This is a genomic window from Actinoplanes sp. NPDC089786 (genome assembly GCF_040684855.1).
Lineage (GTDB): Bacteria > Actinomycetota > Actinomycetes > Mycobacteriales > Micromonosporaceae > Actinoplanes.
This window is the reverse complement of sequence record NZ_JBFBGU010000005.1, coordinates 95,884-109,525: the sequence shown is the minus strand read 5'-3', so window position 1 is coordinate 109,525 and position 13,642 is coordinate 95,884. Positions and strand designations below refer to the sequence as shown.

The 13,642-nt window shown below is 72.1% G+C and carries 16 protein-coding genes; 10 read left to right on the top strand and 6 right to left on the bottom strand.

The window, feature by feature from the left end; genetic code table 11:
- Positions 1-22 precede the first annotated feature (22 nt).
- The 4 genes from AB0O15_RS18895 to crcB all read left to right on the top strand — a co-directional run bounded on the left by AB0O15_RS18895 (position 23) and on the right by crcB (position 2,602).
- Positions 23-871, top strand: a complete 849-nt coding sequence (locus AB0O15_RS18895) for an EamA family transporter (protein WP_364319950.1) — start codon at positions 23-25, stop codon at positions 869-871.
- 142 nt (positions 872-1,013) lie between these two features.
- On the top strand, positions 1,014-1,496 hold the full coding sequence (locus tag AB0O15_RS18890) for a hypothetical protein (RefSeq protein ID WP_364319948.1): 483 nt from the start codon (positions 1,014-1,016) through the stop codon (positions 1,494-1,496).
- 294 nt (positions 1,497-1,790) lie between these two features.
- A complete protein-coding gene (locus AB0O15_RS18885) occupies positions 1,791-2,231 on the top strand; it encodes a CrcB family protein (RefSeq protein WP_364319946.1) in 441 nt (146 codons plus the stop codon).
- A complete protein-coding gene (crcB, locus tag AB0O15_RS18880) occupies positions 2,228-2,602 on the top strand; it encodes a fluoride efflux transporter CrcB (protein WP_364319944.1) in 375 nt (124 codons plus the stop codon). Before AB0O15_RS18885 ends, crcB begins: the two co-directional genes overlap by 4 nt.
- A gap of 433 nt (positions 2,603-3,035) precedes the next feature.
- Here crcB and AB0O15_RS18875 read toward each other — a convergent pair whose 3' ends face one another.
- Positions 3,036-4,430: a serine hydrolase domain-containing protein gene (locus AB0O15_RS18875; protein WP_364319942.1), complete on the bottom strand. Its 1,395-nt coding sequence runs from the start codon at positions 4,428-4,430 to the stop codon at positions 3,036-3,038.
- A 450-nt stretch (positions 4,431-4,880) separates the two neighbouring features.
- Positions 4,881-5,354: a hypothetical protein gene (locus tag AB0O15_RS18870; RefSeq protein ID WP_364319940.1), complete on the bottom strand. Its 474-nt coding sequence runs from the start codon at positions 5,352-5,354 to the stop codon at positions 4,881-4,883.
- Between the two features lie 208 nt (positions 5,355-5,562).
- On the opposite strand from AB0O15_RS18870, the gene AB0O15_RS18865 reads away from it, so the two are divergent.
- Positions 5,563-7,377 (top strand): EAL domain-containing protein, encoded by a 1,815-nt coding sequence (locus tag AB0O15_RS18865; RefSeq protein ID WP_364319938.1) that lies wholly within the window; start codon positions 5,563-5,565, stop codon positions 7,375-7,377.
- Here the strand turns inward: AB0O15_RS18865 and AB0O15_RS18860 are convergent.
- On the bottom strand, positions 7,361-8,170 hold the full coding sequence (locus AB0O15_RS18860) for a phytanoyl-CoA dioxygenase family protein (protein ID WP_364319936.1): 810 nt from the start codon (positions 8,168-8,170) through the stop codon (positions 7,361-7,363). The genes AB0O15_RS18865 and AB0O15_RS18860 overlap by 17 nt on opposite strands.
- Positions 8,171-8,244: 74 nt before the next feature.
- On the opposite strand from AB0O15_RS18860, the gene AB0O15_RS18855 reads away from it, so the two are divergent.
- Together AB0O15_RS18855 and AB0O15_RS18850 are read left to right on the top strand one after the other, a co-directional pair.
- Positions 8,245-9,228: a LacI family DNA-binding transcriptional regulator gene (locus AB0O15_RS18855; protein ID WP_364319935.1), complete on the top strand. Its 984-nt coding sequence runs from the start codon at positions 8,245-8,247 to the stop codon at positions 9,226-9,228.
- A gap of 77 nt (positions 9,229-9,305) precedes the next feature.
- Complete coding sequence (locus tag AB0O15_RS18850) at positions 9,306-9,608, top strand: hypothetical protein (protein WP_364319934.1); 303 nt, start codon at positions 9,306-9,308, stop codon at positions 9,606-9,608.
- On the opposite strand, the gene AB0O15_RS18845 is transcribed toward AB0O15_RS18850, so the two are convergent.
- Together AB0O15_RS18845 and AB0O15_RS18840 are read right to left on the bottom strand one after the other, a co-directional pair.
- Entirely contained in the window at positions 9,587-9,832 is a 246-nt protein-coding gene (locus AB0O15_RS18845; RefSeq protein WP_364319933.1) for a hypothetical protein, read from the bottom strand. The two genes, AB0O15_RS18850 and AB0O15_RS18845, sit on opposite strands and share 22 nt — an antisense overlap.
- Before the next feature lie 77 nt (positions 9,833-9,909).
- Positions 9,910-10,683, bottom strand: coding sequence for an SDR family NAD(P)-dependent oxidoreductase (locus AB0O15_RS18840; protein ID WP_364319931.1), 774 nt, complete (start codon positions 10,681-10,683; stop codon positions 9,910-9,912).
- 156 nt (positions 10,684-10,839) lie between these two features.
- Here AB0O15_RS18840 and AB0O15_RS18835 point away from each other — a divergent pair, with 156 nt between their 5' ends.
- From AB0O15_RS18835 to AB0O15_RS18825, 3 genes are read left to right on the top strand one after another with little or no spacing between them, the layout of a single operon-like run.
- Positions 10,840-11,298 carry an SRPBCC family protein gene (locus AB0O15_RS18835; protein WP_364319929.1) on the top strand — a complete coding sequence of 153 codons (459 nt, stop codon included), beginning with the start codon at positions 10,840-10,842 and terminating at the stop codon, positions 11,296-11,298.
- Entirely contained in the window at positions 11,298-11,642 is a 345-nt protein-coding gene (locus tag AB0O15_RS18830; RefSeq protein ID WP_364320484.1) for a metalloregulator ArsR/SmtB family transcription factor, read from the top strand. Before AB0O15_RS18835 ends, AB0O15_RS18830 begins: the two co-directional genes overlap by 1 nt.
- Positions 11,635-12,081: an SRPBCC domain-containing protein gene (locus tag AB0O15_RS18825; protein ID WP_364319927.1), complete on the top strand. Its 447-nt coding sequence runs from the start codon at positions 11,635-11,637 to the stop codon at positions 12,079-12,081. The genes AB0O15_RS18830 and AB0O15_RS18825 overlap by 8 nt, the downstream gene beginning before the upstream one ends.
- Positions 12,082-12,185: 104 nt before the next feature.
- Here the strand turns inward: AB0O15_RS18825 and AB0O15_RS18820 are convergent, their stop codons facing one another.
- Entirely contained in the window at positions 12,186-13,634 is a 1,449-nt protein-coding gene (locus tag AB0O15_RS18820) for a PepSY domain-containing protein (protein WP_364319925.1), read from the bottom strand.
- Positions 13,635-13,642 lie beyond the last annotated feature (8 nt).

The following is a 13,642-nucleotide window of genomic DNA, read 5'->3' as shown; positions in this document are numbered from 1 at the left end:
GCCACCTGGTAGACCTGGGGACGTGACCGTCGCCCTGGCCCTGTTCGCCGCGCTCAGCTACGGCGTCGGCGATTTCGTCGGCGGCCTCGGCGGCCGCCGCTCCCACCCCGCCCTGATCCCGATCGCCGTGCAGATCGTCGGCGTCCTGGCCGCCGTCGTCTCGGTGCTGGCGATCGGCGGAACCCCGACCCCGCACGTGCTGCTGTGGGGGGCGATCAGCGGCCTGGGCAGCGGCATCGGCAACGCCTGCCTGCTCCGCGGCCTGGCCGTCGGCCGGATGAGCGTCGTCGCGCCGCTGAGCGCGGTGATCACCGCGGCGCTGCCCGCCGTGGTCGGCCTGCTGGCCGGCGACCGGCTGACCTGGTGGGGCTGGGCCGGCATCCTGCTGGCGCTGCCCGCCGTGGCCCTGGCCTCCCGGTCCTCCGACGGCGGCGCCTTCCGACCGGCCGACATCGGCTACGGCCTCGGGGCCGGCGTCGGCTTCGGCGTGCTGTTCGTGGCCCTCGACCGGGCCGGCGCCGACGGCGGGGCCTGGCCGCTGCTGCCCGGCCAGGTCGTCGCCCTCATCGTTGTCCTGGCCGTGGCGGCGCCACAGATCCGCTCGATGCGGCGCGCCGGCCGCCCCCTCCCCCTCGGCGCGGCCCTCCGCTGGGGCGGCGCCTGCGGCTTCCTGGGCTCCTGCGGCAACCTGCTGTTCCTGCTGGCCACCGGCGCCGGGCAGCTGACCATCGCCGCCGTACTGACCGGCCTCTACCCCGCCGTCACGGTCACCCTGGCCGCGATCATCCTGCACGAACGCATGAACCGCAGCCAGCGCACCGGCCTGGCCGCCTCGGCCGCCGCGATCGTCCTGATCGTCACCGGCAGCTGACCCGCCGAACCCGGCCCGCCGCTCAGCCGCCGGGTTCGCCCGCCACCTAGCCGCCGGGTACGGTCCGCAGCTCAGCCGCCAGGTTCGGCCCGGCGGCTTCGCTGCCGGTTCGGTCCGGCGGATCGGGGTTTTGGTCCGGATCATGATGGGTACGGGCTCGTTCGTGCGTACCGACGTCATTGCCCGCGCCGCGCTCCTCGGAGCCGCCGCCGGCGCACGCAGCGCCACCCCTCTCGCCGCCCTCGCCCAACGAACCGGCAACCCGTGGGTCAGGGCCGCGGCGGCGGCGGGCGCGGCGGGCGAGCTCATCGCCGACAAACTCCCGGGTACGCCCAGCCGGCTGCGCCCCGCCCCACTCGGCGGGCGCCTGGTGCTGGGAGGGCTGGCCGGCTTCCTGTACGCCCGGCGCAACCACACCAACGTCGTGCTGCCCACCATCGCCGCCGCGGCCACGGCGGTCGGCGCCAGCTACGCCGGGGCGGCCTGGCGGGCCTTCGCCGCGCAACACCATTTCGCGGTGCCGGCGGCACTCCTCGAGGACGCCGCCGCCCTGATCGTCGCGGCCACGGTCGCCAACGACGACCCCCTGCCGCCCGAACCCGCCGCGCTCACCAACCAGCCCTGAGCCAACCGCGGCGCCCACCGAGCCGGCGCGATCGGCGGGGTCCCTTGTGTCGCGCTACCACCGACGGCTTCTCGGCAACATGATCGGTATTCTGGGCGGGCAGGCGCCCTCCGGGACCTCGCGTCCGGTCAGGCACCAGCGCCCGGCCGGCGCGAACCTGGTCGGCCGGCTGCGCGACGGTGGGGCTCGCCGGACCGGAACCGTGGCCGTGCGCGGCCGCCAACAGTCCTTACCTGGCCCTCGTCGTGCGCGCCCGCATGCGGGGTGAAGACCATCAGGTAGGAGACGCCGACCGTGACCGACCCCGTCCTCGGCCGGCCGGACCACCCCAGGCCGCCCCGGCAGGCACAGATCCTCGCCGTGATCGCGGCCGGCGGCGTGCTGGGCGCCTGCGCCCGCTACGGTGCCGGCCTCCTCTGGCCGACCACGCCCGGCGCCTTCCCCTGGACCACGTTCTGGATCAACGTCACCGGTTGCGCCCTGATGGGTGTCCTCATGGTTCTGATCACCGAGCGACCCCGGCCTCACCCGCTGATCCGGCCGTTCCTCGGCACCGGGGTGCTCGGCGGCTACACCACGTTCTCCACCTACGTCATCGACGCGCAGCACCTGTTCGACGGCGGCCTGCCCGGTGCCGCGCTGATCTACCTCGTCGCCACTCTGGCGGCGGCGCTGCTCGCGCTATGGGGCGCGGCCGCCGTCACCCGTGGGCTGACCAGGACGGAGTCCGCGTGAACTGGCTGATGGTCATCGCCGGCGCCATGATCGGCGCGCCCCTGCGCTATCTGATCGACCGGGCCATGCAGGCCCGCTTCGGCACGGCGTTCCCGTGGGGGACGTTCGTCGCGAACCTGGCCGCCTGCATCGGCCTCGGTCTGCTCACCGGCGCCGCGAGCGCGGTCGCGGTGCCCGACGCCCTGCAACACCTGATCGGGCCGGGCCTGTGCGCGACGCTGAGCACCTATTCCACCTTCTCCTTGGAGACGGTCCGCCTGGCCGAGACCGGCGCGATGTTCCGCGCCGCCGCCAACGCGATCGGCAGTGTGGTCGCCGGCCTCGCCGCCGCCTATCTCGCCAGCCATCTCGCAGCCGCGCTGCTCGGTTGAGCAAGGACCGCGCAGCCCGAGCTCCGAAGGCCCAACCCTGTCTGTATACCTTGTCGCCGGGGCCGCCGTGTCGACCACCCCGGCCTCCCTCGCCGATCACCTGCCGACCACCCGGCCCCGGCATTACCCCGTCCGACACCAGCGACGCCGAATGGCAGGTCCTGGCCCCGCACGTGCCCGCCGGGACCTGCCGCGGACGCCCGATCATTTACCCGCGCCGCGACGTTGTGGACGCGATCCGCTACCCACCCTGCGATCCGCTACCCACCCTGCACGGCCGAACGGGCACCCGGGGCGACCTCTACTGGGCGATCCAACGCGACGACGTCTGGCCGTCCACCCCTTCGACCGCGTTTACGGCATCGTCGACTGTCCCTCCTGACCCTGATTTAGGCAGGCGACACGGCCGAGCAGGCACTCCCTCAGCCGCCGGTCAGAGGGTGTCCGCCCTCAAGGCGACGGGGCCCAGGGTGTTCGACCCCGTCGTTTGAGCCGGCTCGGCCTCGGCGGCCAACCCGGCCTGCCCGCCGCAGAACACCACGTTGAAGAGCTTCTGTATCGCCTTCTTGCCCGCCTGTGCCTTGGACATCGCGACGTCGTCCACGTAGGTGATGGAGGCTTCTAGGGTCCTGGTGCCGTCGGGCGTGCTGTACATCAGCGCCGCGGAGCCTTGGACGCTGCCGTTGTGGGTGAGTATGGTGCCGCTGCAGTTCGGGCCCGTGTCCTGCACCATCAGCCCGAGGCCGTAGCCGTAGGCGCCGCTCTTCGGGTCAGGCTTGCGCATTTCGGCCAGCAGCCGGCCCGGGAGGAGTCTCCCGCCCAGCAGCGCGGAGAAGAACGTGTGGAGATCTTCGGTGGTCGAGATCATGTCACCGGCGCTAGAGATCCAGGAGGGGTTCTGGCGGGTGATGTCGACAGTCTTCCACTGCCCGGCATCCTCGTATCGGTAGTAGCTGTGGGCGTGCGGCCCGCGGATCTCGGGCGAGGTGCCCGGTACCACGGTGTCCCGCAGCCCGAGCGGCCGCAAGATCCGCCGCTGCATCTCGTCGGCGTACGAGCGGCCGGTGACTTTCTCGATCAGCAGCCTGGCCAGCACGTAGTTGGTGTTGGAGTAGTTCCAGTCCGTCCCCGGCTCAAAGCGCGGCGGATTGGACAACGCGAACCGCACCAGCTCCTCCGGCCGGTAGGTGTGGAATCGGTTGTCCACCCACTCCTTGCCCGCCCACGGGATCCCCGGCACGACCGTCCCGTCGTCGTAGTACTCGCCGGTGAAGTTGAACAAACCGCTGGTGTGTTGCAGCAGCATCCGCACCGTGATCCGCCGGTCCAGCCCGAACTTGGGCAGGTAATAGACCGCCGGGGTGTCCAGCCCGATCTTGGCTTCGGCCACCAGTTGCAGCACCAGGGCCGCGGTGAAGGTCTTGGTGTTGCTGCCGATCCGGAACCGCCCGCTTGTCGGCGGCTTCGCGGCCTCGCCCAGCTTGCGCACCCCGGCGCTGCCGACCCAGTCGCCCCGCTCATCGTGCACGCGCAACTGAACCCCGGCCAACCCGGCATCGACTATCTCCTGGATGGCCTCCTGCAGCTCCGGGCGATCCTGCCCTGCAGCGACCTTGGGCACGGCCATGCTGTCCGCGCCGGCCACCCCGGGTGCGCCCACCCCGGCCAGCAGCGTGACCGCCAGCGCCGTGACCCCCACTCGCCGCAAGACCCGCACTATCCGGACCCTGTTGTTTTCGGTACCGCTGGTTACTCCTGGAACCTTGTGCTCAGCCTTGCCGGGGATGCCGTGTGTCACGGCTCCAGAGTTGTCCATGTAAAGGTCCATGGCATCAAGATGGCACGTCTATGACACCACAGCAAGCCGTGTTGGCTCAGAATGGCATCATGAGTGGCGCTATTTGGCACCACTGAGGAAGGTTCTGGTCAGCCGCACGAAGGGTTCGCAAACCTACGGAGGTCAATCGTCCAGTCAGCGATCCAAGCGCCGCCGGGCGGACGCGTCCCGAACTTCCCCGGCCTGGACCTCGTCGAACCCGGCGTGGTCACCAGCAGCCGATGGCGACCGGACACCCCAGCGGATGCCCCAGCCCGCGGCCGAGGTCGATGCGGTCTGCGGGGTGGCGAAGAATCCATGATCGACACGACCGGCGGAGCCGGCCACGGGCCGGACGGAGCCCTTCCTCATGTCACGCCACCACGCCGGACGCGAGCCCGACCGTCGATCTTCACCCTGGCCGCCGAGCACCCAGACCCCTTATTTACCAGGGTCTAAGGGTCAGTCGTTGAGCTGGGCGCGTTCGATCTCGGCCAGCGCCGCGTTCAGGTGCGGCGTCAGGTCGGCGCCGGGAGCGAGGTCGGCCAGCAGCAGCGCGCTGTGCCGGGCCAGGGTCTCGGGGGACGGGCGCGGCGCGGTCTCGTCGTCGTCGTGCACGCCGAGGGCGCCGGCCAGCAGGATCAGGAGGACGTGCGGGTCGACCTCCGGGTGCCAGGCGGCCGAGGTGCGGGTGCAGCGTTCGAGCACCGCGCGCACGTCGTCGCCGTCGACGCCGTCGGGATGGGTTCGTTCCAGCAGCACCCGTACGGTCGTACCCAGGATCAGACCCACCTGGGCGGCGTCCAGCGCACCCAGCTCGACCGCCGCTTTGTCCACGGCCTCCACGTCGTGGGCCCGCGCCGCCTCCACCGCCTCGACCGTCGCCGCCGCGATCGGTCGCGCCGCCGCGGGCAGGTGCCGCCAGGTCTGCGTCATCCCGAAACCCTAACCGCCGGCCCGCCCCGCCCGGCCGATCGACTCAGGCTCGCGGCGGTTCGGCCGATCGGCAGGAGGTCCGGGTACAGCGGTGGAGGCAGGATGCGCGCGTCGCGGGGAATGACCGTCGCTTTCGGCGCGATTCTCGCCGTGCTGTCCGGTCTGGCCGTGCTGGGCAGCTGGCGTCAGGCGGAGATCGTCGACCAGCTTGGCCGCGGACGCCGACAAGATCGATTCTTTCCAGGAAGCCATCTACCTCTCGCAACGGGAGATGGCGCTGGTGCAGGCGGTGCTGAACGAGCCGGACGGGGTGGAACGCACCGAGCTTCTCGCGCTGCACGACCGGACCCACGCCGCGATCGATCGACTCGCCGCGACCATCGACCCGGAGCACCGCGTCACCGCCGAGCGGATCGCCGCGCGGCAGGACGCCCTGGAGCCGACGGTCCGGAGCTACCTCGTGGCGGTGGACGACGGCAACGTCGCCGCCGCGCGCGTCATGCTGGAGCAGGACGTCGAGCCGGCCATGGACGCGCTCGCGGCGAACCTGCAGACGATCGTGACCGCCGAGTCGGCGACCTACCTGCGCGCCCGGGCGGGCGCCGAGAGCGACTCGCGGCTGCTGCTCCTGGGCAGCGCCGCGATCTTCCTGCTCGGCCTGACCGTGCTGACGCTCTACAGCCGCTCGGAGCGTACCCAGCGCCGGCAGATCGAGCACCTGGCCGGCATCGACGCGCTGACCGGCCTGCCGAACCGCACCGCGTTCGCCGCCCGGGTCGGCGACGCTCTCGACAAGAAGGGCGAGCTTGGCGCGGAGGCCGATCCGCCGACGGTCATCGTCGTCAACCTGGACGGGTTCCGGGACGTCAACGAACGGTTCGGCCATCGGATCGGCGACCTGCTGCTGATCGAGGCCGGCCGGCGCATCATCGCCATGGTCCGGGCCGAGGACACGGTGAGCCGGCTCGGCGGCGACGACTTCGCGATCCTGCTGGCGGACCGCCGCGAGCCGGACCGCCGCCTGGGACTCGACGAGGACCTGGCGAAACGCCTGCACGAGGGGTTCCTGGCGCCGTTCGCGCTGGACGACGTCACGGTCGACATCGAGGTGAGCGCCGGCGCGGCGACCGCCGAGCCCGGCGAGGACGCCACTGCCCTGCTGGTGCACGCGGACCTGGCGATGCACGGCGCGAAGAAGCGACGATCCGGATTCCGGAGATTCAGACCCGAGGAGGCCCAGGGGTACGCCGCGCGGATCACGATGCTGGGCGATCTGCGCCGGGCCCTGGAGCACGGCGAGCAGCTGACCCTGCACTATCAGCCGAAGATCGACCTGCTCGGCGGCGCTGTCGCCGGTGTCGAGGCCCTGGCCCGCTGGCACCACCCGGTCGAGGGCATGGTGTCACCGGCCGAGTTCATCCCGGTGCTGGAGACGACCAGCCTGATCCACGACTTCACCGACTGGGTCCTGACGGCGGCCCTGGCGCAGGCGCGGCGGTGGGACGACGCCGGGCGGGCGCTGCCGGTGTCGGTGAACATCTCCACCCGTACCCTCCTCGACCCGGGTTTCCCCGACCGGATGGCCGAGCAGTTGCGGACCGCGGGCGTCCCGGGCGAGCTGCTGTGTGTCGAGATCACCGAGTACACGGTGATGAGCGATCCGGGTACGACGATCGGGGCGCTGCGCCGCATCCGGGACCTGGGTGTGAAGACGTCCCTCGACGACTTCGGCACCGGCTACTCCTCGATGGCGTACCTGAAGACCCTGCCGTTGGACGAGCTCAAGATCGACCGTACGTTCGTCCGCGACATGATCACCGACGCCGGCAGCCTGGCGCTGGTCGAGTCGGCGGTCACGCTCGGCCACAGGCTGGGCCTGACCGTGGTGGCCGAGGGCATCGAGGACGCGGCCACCGGCGAGGCGCTCGCCGCGATCGGCTGCGACCTGGCGCAGGGCTTCCACTTCGCCCGGCCGCAGCCCGCCGGCGACCTGCCCGGCCTGCTGCTCACGCCTCGCCCATGACCAGCCCCTCGATGGTGTGCTTCTGGGTGATCGGGATCAGCTCGTCGACCACGGGGCAGCGCAGGTGGTCGCGGGCGGCGGCGGGCAGCGACTCCCAGTAGCCGTGTGTGACGGCCAGGTCGTGCTTGTCGCCGTTGCCGGCGCCGGGGGCGTCGACGCCGAGGACCAGGACCGGGCGCGGGTTCGCGGAGTGGTTCTGGGTGCCGCGGTGGATGGTCAGGGCCGAGCGGGCCGAGATGTCGCCGCGCTGAGGGAACTTGCGGACCGCCCGCTCCTGGTAGCGCGGGTACCGGTCCTTGGGCGGGAACATGCCGTGGTCGAAGTCGGGTTCGTGGTCGAACTGCGTACCCGGAGCGATCTCGAAAGGCCCCATGTCCTCGGCGGTGTCGACGGCCGTCAGGTTGAAGGCCAGGGAGTTGAGCACCCGCTCGGTCCGGGTGATCTCGGGCGCCGGGAAGTCGCGGTGCCAGGGCTGGTTGACCGCGCCGGCGAGCGGCACGTCGAAGCCCAGTTCGACGATCTCGTAGCCGGGGCCGAGCACCGCCTCGCTCACCCCCATCACCCACGGGTGGGTGACCAGGTCGGCGAACCCGCGCAGCTGCTCGGGGTGGATCTCGACGTAGTAGCGGTTGGGGCCGCGGCCGACCGCCCCGCCGGGACGTTCGAGCGCCTCGGCGAAGGCGACGTTGATGTCCTCGCGCATCCGGTCGGCCCACTCGGTGGTGAACGCGCCCTTCAGCGCGGTGATGCCGTCGGTGTAGATGGCGTCCCGTTCGGCTTCGAAGTTCGTCATGCCACCCATGTTGCAACGTGGCATGCAACGTGGCAAGTGGTAGATTGCCGCACGTGGCGGCCAATCTCCGACAGGTGGCAGACCGGGCCGGCGTCTCGGTCCGCACGGTGTCCAACGTGGTGTCCGGCTTCGCGCTGGTCGCGCCGGACACCCGCGAGCGGGTGCAGCGCGCCCTCGACGAGCTGGGCTACCGGCCCAACGCGGCCGCCCGCCACCTGCGCGGCGGCCGATCCGGCCTGGTCGCGCTGGTGATCCCCGAGATCGCGTCGCCCTACTTCAGCGAGCTGGCCGCCCACCTGGTGCGCGCGGCCGAGGCCCGCTCGTGGATGTTGCTGGTGCAGCAGACCGACGGCGACCCCGAGCGCGAGCGCCGGCTGTTCGACGGCGTCCGGGGCCAGACGGTCGACGGCCTGATCCTGAGCCCGTGGGCGCTGTCCCCGGCCGACCTGCGGAGAAATCCGGATGCCACCCCGATGGTGCTGCTCGGCGAGCAGGACGCCGACGGGCTGCTCGACCACGTCGCCGTGGACAGTGTCGCCGCGGCCGCCGACGCCACCCGCCACCTGCTCTCGCTGGGCCGGCGCTCGATCGCCGCGATCGGCGCCCAGCCCCACCTGCACAACGGCACGGCCGCCCGCCGCCTCCTCGGTTTCCGCCAGGCCCTGGCCGAGGCCGGTGTGCCCGCCGACCCGGCCCGGGAGATCGCCGTCGACCGGCTCCATCGCGCGGACGGCGCGGCCGCGATGGCCCGGCTGCTCGACCGCGGCGCCCCGGTCGACGCGGTGTTCTGCTTCAGCGATCAGCTCGCGCTGGGCGCGATGCATGCCGCGGCCGAGCGCGGGGTGCGGGTGCCGGAGCAGCTCGCGGTGGCCGGTTTCGACGACATCGAAGACGGCCGGTACGCCGGCCCGACGCTGACCACGATCTCCCCCGACAAGCAGGCCATCGCCGAGGCCGCCCTCACCTGCCTGGCTGACCGCCTGGCCCGCACCCCCTACACCGGCCCGGCCCGCCGCATCACGATCGACCACACCCTCCTGGTCCGCGGCAGCGCCTAACTTGCGCTCCGAGCCGTCACGCGCGAGGCGAACGACTGGGCTCGCGTCGTGCCGATCGGTTAGGCGAGGATGAGGCGGTGAGCGATGACCCGGTGACACCCACTCCCGTGGCGGCCGTGACGGTGGCGGCGGAGGTTCCGAACTCGCCCATCACCAAGATCCGTATCGAGACGCCCGGCGCGACGATCGAGGTCGAGGCCAAGGAGTCGCTCGACGTCGTGGCCCGCACCGCGCTCGACCTGTTCCACCGGGCCGGCGGCTGGCCCCAGGAGAACGTCCGGGCCGCCGGTTTCGCCACCGCCGAGCGGCGCGACTCGCCGGCGGCCCAGCCGAGCAGCATGCCCTGGGCCCCCGGCGCCTACCCGATCCAGTCGCCGTAGCCGGGTTCAGGGGAGGAAGACCCTCGGCCGGTCGCCGCGCGAAGCGGCTTGTTGAACAGGGTCGGTTCGGTGGTCGGGCCGCCGGGCCGGAGCACCTCACCGATCTCGAGCAGCGACCGTCCCTCGCGCAGCGCCCGGCGCACCTCGCCGTCCGGCGCCTCCGGGTCGGTCGTGCGCACGTGCAGCTCGGTGCCACGGCCACCCGGCGCCGCCCGCAGCCGCACCTACCGAGCCCCGGGGAAGTCAAACCTCCGGGCCGGCCACGCGAGGGTGTGTCGGCGACCAAGCTGGTGGTGAAGCTCTAGTTCCGGTAGCGGGAGGCGAGCTGCGCGCTCTGGCCGCCGAACGCCGCCAGGTCGGCCCCGAACACCGACTCCAGCAGCCCGTAGTCCTCGACCCCGGGCGCGCTGACGACCTCGCCGCGGTCCAGCCCGGCCAGCGCGGCGGTGACCACGTCGGCGGCGGACATCCGGGGCAGCGCCGACAGGTCCATGCCCTGCACCTCGTGGAACTCGGTGGCCACGATGCCGGGGCAGACCACGTGCACCTTGATCGGGGTGCCGGCCAGCTCGGCGTGCAGCGATTGCGTCATGGCGACGGTGTGGGCCAGCGTTCCGACGTAGACGGCCCGGCCCTGCCGCTCCGGGACCGGCGCGGTGGCCGAGAAGGCGAGCATACCCGCGACGCTGACGATCGTGCCGGCGCCGCGGGCCAGCATGCCGGGCAGCGCGGCCCGGGTCAGCAGGGTGGGCGCGGCCACCTTGACCTGGACCAGCTCACGCGCCTTGGCCGCGGGCAGTTCCCCGGTCGGCATGTAGTGGGCCAGCCCCGCGTTGTTGATCAGCATCGTCAGCGGCCGGGCCGCGCACAGCTCGGCGACCGCGTCGATGCCCTGGTCGGTGGCCAGGTCGGCCACCACGACCTCGACGTTCACGCCGCTCAGCGACCTGGCCAGCTCCGCCAGCCGGTCCTTCCGCCGGGCCACGACGATCAGGTCGTGCCCGGCCGCGGCCAGCCGTTCGGCGAACGCCCGGCCGATCCCCGACGACGCCCCGGTGATGAGTGTTTCGTTCATGAGATCAAAGATCCCGCGGGGGTACGGGCGGAGCCAGAGCCCCGATCAGCCCGGGTACCGGCAGAGCCCCCTCAGCACCCATTCGCAACCGATGGTTGCGCATCGGCCCGGGGCGGACTACCGTCACGTGCAACCAAAGGTTGCAGGAGGCTGGACATGGAGCTGGGCAGTATCGAGCGGGAGCTCTACATCGAGGCGTCGCCCGAGGTCGTCTTCGAGGTGGTCAGCAAACCCGAGCACGTCGCGCAGTGGTGGCCGGACGACGCGCGCTACGACCCCGTACCCGGATCGGTCGGCGAGCTCCGGTTCGGCGACCGCGACACCGGCCACGCCGTCGCGTTCACCGTGGTCGAGGCCGAGGCGCCGCGCCGGTTCTCGTTCCGCTGGACCCAGCCCGCCGGCGAGCCCGCCGCGGTGGGCAACTCGCTGCTGGTCACCTTCGACCTGGTCCCCTCGGGCGACGGGACGCTGGTGAAGTTCTCCGAGACCGGTTTCCGCGAGCGGGGCTGGGAGGCCGCGGTCCTCGAACACGAGTACCAGGACCACACCACCGGCTGGGACCACTTCCTGCCGCGCCTGGCGCCCTACATCGCCACGCTGGCGGCCCGGCCGTGATGACCGCGGTCGACGACGACCTCTGGTCCGCGATCGGCGACCCGACCCGGCGCCGGATGCTCGACCTGCTGCTGGTCGACGGCGCCGCCACCGCGACCACGTTGAGCCGGCAGTTGCCGGTGACCCGGCAGGCGGTCGCCAAGCACCTCGGCGTCCTCGACCGGGTCGGCCTCGTCACGACCACCCCGGCCGGGCGGGAGAAGCAGTACCGGGTGGACGACGTCCAGCTGGCTCGTGCCGTCGCCCAGCTGGCGTCGGTCGGGTCGGCCTGGGACGCGCGGCTGCACCGGATCAAGCGGATCGCCGAGGCGATCCAGAAGACTCAGGAGGAGAACGATGGCTGACATCCTGCACCGGATCGGGATCAAGGACACCACCCCGTCCCGCGTGTACGAGGCGCTGACGACCGTGGACGACCTCGCCGGCTGGTGGACCGCCGACACCAAGGGCAACGGTGACACCGGTGGCGTGCTGCGGTTCCGGTTCCCGCCGGTCGGCGGCTTCGACATGGAGGTGATCGAGACCAGCCCGGCCGAGAGCGTGGTGTGGCGGGTGGTCGACGGCCCCGAGGAGTGGATCGGCACCACCATCGACTGGAAGCTGCGCCAGGACGGCGATTACACCATCATCCTGTTCGGACACCGCGGCTGGCGCGAGCCGGTCGAGTTCATGCACCACTGCAGCACCAAGTGGGCGACCTTCCTGCTGAGCCTGAAGGACCTGGTGGAGACCGGCCAGGGAGCGCCCGCCCCGCGAGACCTTCAGATCAGCGACTGGCACTGAGGTCGGTGCCGGCCGGAACTTCTGGGCGGCGGTCGACGACCAACTGATACGGGTGGGACGGCGTACCTCATGGCTTCGAGGCGCCGCCCCACCCGGTTTCGCGCTCAGCCCTGGTCGGCGCCCTGCGCCGAGGCCTCCTGCGGCGAGGTCAGCGCCACGCCCGCCGGGGCCGGGGAGACCGGGATGCTCGCGGTGCGACGGCGGCGGCGGATGGTGGCGATCAGCACGTCGAAGGCGATGAAGGCGGCCAGCGGGACGCCGAACAATGGCAGGAAGTAGCCGACGGCCAGGATCATGGGTACGCCCACGACGATCGCCCAGGCCGGCAGCTTCTGCCAGGCGCCGGGCCCGACCGGCGGCGTGCCCACGATCGCCCGGCGGCCGGTGCGGGTCGGGCGCCGCTGCCACCACATGCGGTAGCCCCAGACGATGACGCAGATCAGGCCGAGCGCCAGCGCGGCCAGGACGATCTGGTTGGCCAGGCCGAAGAGGTCGCCCATGTGGGCGTAGATGCCGATCTGGGTGAGCTTGGCCATGAACGGCCAGTCGGCATAGTTGATCGTGTCGGTGATCTGGCCGGTGGCGCCGTCCACGGCGACCCCGTCGCGCCGCATCGGCCACCGGCCGTCCTGCTCGGTGACGCCCCACGCGGTCGCGTTGTCGCCGGGGACGGTGATCGCCACCGGTCCGTCGATGCCCGCGGCGGTCGCGGCCGGCCACACCTTGTCAATGGCGGCCGGGTCGACCGGGGTGTCGCCCGTGGTGGGGGCGCCGCCGCCGTGGTGGCCGCCGGCGGCCGGCGCCGCGGCGGCGGCGGTCAGCGTGGTGGACACCTCGGGGCGGCTGCCGTCCAGGGCGTCGACGGCGTTGCCGAAGTTCACGCCGGCGTAGTTCGACCAGGTCAGGCCGGTCGCCGACAGGAACAGCAGGCCGATCGAGAGCCACAGGCCGGTCGAAGCATGCCAGCCCCGGGTGCGGCGTACGCCCTTCTTCGCGCCGAGGTCGGGGCGCAGCATCCGCTTCCCGCGCTGCCGCCGGAACCACAGGATGACGCCGCCGAGCGCGATCACCCACAGCCAGCTCGCGGCGAACTCCGAGTAGAAGTAGCCGACCGTGCCGAGCTGGAGGTTGGTGTGCAGGTCGTCGAACCAGGTACGCAGCGGCGTGGTGGCCCACCAGGTGGTCATCTGGCCGGTGACCCGGCCGGTGTACTGGTTCACGTACACCGTGTGCTGGTGTTCCTCGTCGAGGTCGGGCGAGGTGAAGTCGACCTGGGTGGTGGTCTCGGGCCGCCCCGGCCGCACCCCGATCAGGTCGCCGGTGGGATGAACCGCGCGGGCCGCCGCGAGCTGCTGTGACAGCGGGATCGCCCGGGCGCCGGCCGGGGCCGACACGGTCAGCTCGTCGGCGTACACCGCCTTCTCGATCTGTGGCGTGAAGACGTACGCGATGCCGGTCAGCGCGGCCACCAGCAGGAAGGGCGCCACCAGGAGGCCGGCGTAGAAGTGCAGCCTCAGCAGCAGCTGCCCGAATCCGGACCGCGCAGGCGACATGGGGCTCC

Excerpts from the sequence above, each read along its gene's own strand:
- AB0O15_RS18890 (WP_364319948.1), top strand. The coding sequence starts at position 1,014 with ATGATGGGTACGGGCTCGTTCGTGCGTACCGACGTCATTGCCCGCGCC.
- AB0O15_RS18875 (WP_364319942.1), bottom strand. The coding sequence starts at position 4,430 with ATGGACCTTTACATGGACAACTCTGGAGCCGTGACACACGGCATCCCC.
- AB0O15_RS18870 (WP_364319940.1), bottom strand. The coding sequence starts at position 5,354 with ATGACGCAGACCTGGCGGCACCTGCCCGCGGCGGCGCGACCGATCGCG.
- AB0O15_RS18860 (WP_364319936.1), bottom strand. The coding sequence starts at position 8,170 with ATGACGAACTTCGAAGCCGAACGGGACGCCATCTACACCGACGGCATC.
- AB0O15_RS18840 (WP_364319931.1), bottom strand. The coding sequence starts at position 10,683 with ATGAACGAAACACTCATCACCGGGGCGTCGTCGGGGATCGGCCGGGCG.
- AB0O15_RS18835 (WP_364319929.1), top strand. The coding sequence starts at position 10,840 with ATGGAGCTGGGCAGTATCGAGCGGGAGCTCTACATCGAGGCGTCGCCC.
- AB0O15_RS18830 (WP_364320484.1), top strand. The coding sequence starts at position 11,298 with ATGACCGCGGTCGACGACGACCTCTGGTCCGCGATCGGCGACCCGACC.
- AB0O15_RS18825 (WP_364319927.1), top strand. The coding sequence starts at position 11,635 with ATGGCTGACATCCTGCACCGGATCGGGATCAAGGACACCACCCCGTCC.
- AB0O15_RS18820 (WP_364319925.1), bottom strand. The coding sequence starts at position 13,634 with ATGTCGCCTGCGCGGTCCGGATTCGGGCAGCTGCTGCTGAGGCTGCAC.